This window comes from Pseudomonas sp. EA_65y_Pfl2_P74, from assembly GCF_963970575.1.
Taxonomy (GTDB): domain Bacteria; phylum Pseudomonadota; class Gammaproteobacteria; order Pseudomonadales; family Pseudomonadaceae; genus Aquipseudomonas; species Aquipseudomonas baetica_A.
The window spans coordinates 1-1676 of sequence record NZ_CAXAOQ010000072.1 but is presented as its reverse complement, the minus strand read 5'-3'; the positions used below and the strand labels follow the sequence as shown (position 1 = coordinate 1676).

The 1676-nt window shown below is 57.7% G+C and carries 1 protein-coding gene; it reads right to left on the bottom strand.

Annotated elements, in window-relative coordinates; all coding sequences use genetic code 11:
• Positions 1-31: 31 nt before the first annotated feature.
• The gene (tnpC, locus tag AACY18_RS27840; RefSeq protein WP_159889786.1) at positions 32-1558 is read right to left on the bottom strand and encodes an IS66 family transposase; all 1527 of its coding nucleotides are present in this window, start codon (positions 1556-1558) and stop codon (positions 32-34) included.
• Positions 1559-1676: the final 118 nt, after the last annotated feature.

Here is a 1676-nt window from a genome sequence, read left to right as displayed (position 1 = left end):
GTAAGCGTCTGCCCAACTCACGTTGCGTAAGTCAGACAGATACCCACTGATGCGGCAGCAGTTGGTCGATCTCACTCGCCCGTTGCGTCGGCAACCGCGTCAGCACATCTTTGAGATAGGCATACGGATCGTGCCCATTCATGCGCGCCGACTGGATCAAGCTCATGATCGCCGCCGCCCGTTTGCCGCTGCGAAGCGATCCGGCAAACAACCAATTCGAACGGCCAAGCGCCCACGGTCTGATCTGGTTTTCGACTGGATTGTTGTCTATGGGGACAGCGCCATCATCCAGGTAGCGCGTCAGCGCGATCCAGCGTTTAAGGCTGTAATCCAAGGCTTTGGCCGTCGCTGATCCGTTGGGCACAAGATCGCGCTGGGTCAACATCCAGTCGTGCAGTGTTTTTGCCAACGGCGCTGCTTTTTCTTGCCGTATTCGGCGGCGATCCTCATCGCTCATGTCCCGCGCTTGGCGTTCAACTTCGTACAGGCCACCAATCGAGTGCAGCGCCTGTTCGGCCAGCTGACTTTTATTCGCCACGTGCAGATCGAAAAACTTGCGGCGGGCGTGGGCCATGCAGCCGATTTCGATCATGCCTTTCTCGAAGCCAGCTTTGTAGCCAGCAAAGTCGTCGCACACCAGCTTGCCGTTCCATGAGCCGAGGAAGTTACGTGCATGCTCACCTGCCCGGCTCGGGCTGAAGTCATAGACCACGGCCTTGAGCACCGAAAACGGCGTGGTGCAGTAAGCCCATACATAAGAACGGTGAGTTTTCTTCTGTCCGGGCGCAAGCATCTGCACCGGCGTCTCGTCGGCATGGACGACTCGTTGGGCCAAAACGGCTTCTCGCAAGGCATCAACCAGCGCCTGAAGCTGCACACCGGTCTGTCCAACCCATTGAGCCAGTGTGGAGCGCGGGATCGCTAAACCGGCACGTCCGAAGATTTTCTCCTGCCGATACAACGGCAAGTGGTCAGCGAACTTCGCCACCATCACATGGGCCAGCAGACCTGCGGTTGGGATGCCTTTGTCGATCACTTGGGCCGGTACTGGTGCCTGGATCAGTGTTTCGCACTGACGGCAGGCCCATTTCCCACGCACATGCTGTTCGACGGTGAACACGCCTGGCGTGTAATCCAGTTTCTCGCTGACGTCCTCGCCGATGCGCTGAAGTTGGCAACCGCAAGTGCACTGAGTGTTTTCTGGTTCGTGATGAATGACGGTACGTGGAAACTGCGACGGCAGCGGCGCGCGCTTTGGCTTTTGGCGCGCTACTTCTGGAGCAGGAGTCGGAAGCAGTGCCGTCAGCTCGGCGTCGATAGCCTCAAGATCGGTGTTAAGAAGATCGTCGAGCAAGCTGCCTTGCTCAGGACTGATCTGCTCGCTGCGCTTGGCAAACCGGTGCCGCTTGAGGATCGCGATCTCGTGGGTCAACTGTTCGATGATGGTTTGATCGCGGTGGTTCTTTCTGCCCATGGTGTCGACCTTCGACATCAACTGCGCAGCGAGTGCACGCAGTTGGTCGGGGGTCATGTGGTCGAGGTTTGGCATAGAAGTCATGCCGTGGATTTTACCAAAGCCGACCGCGTGCGACAGCGTGTTCTGGGTTTAATTACAGCTTTTTAAAGGATCGTGATTGCACCGCCAGCGCCAACGCGCTGCCAAGGCAAACCAAGTA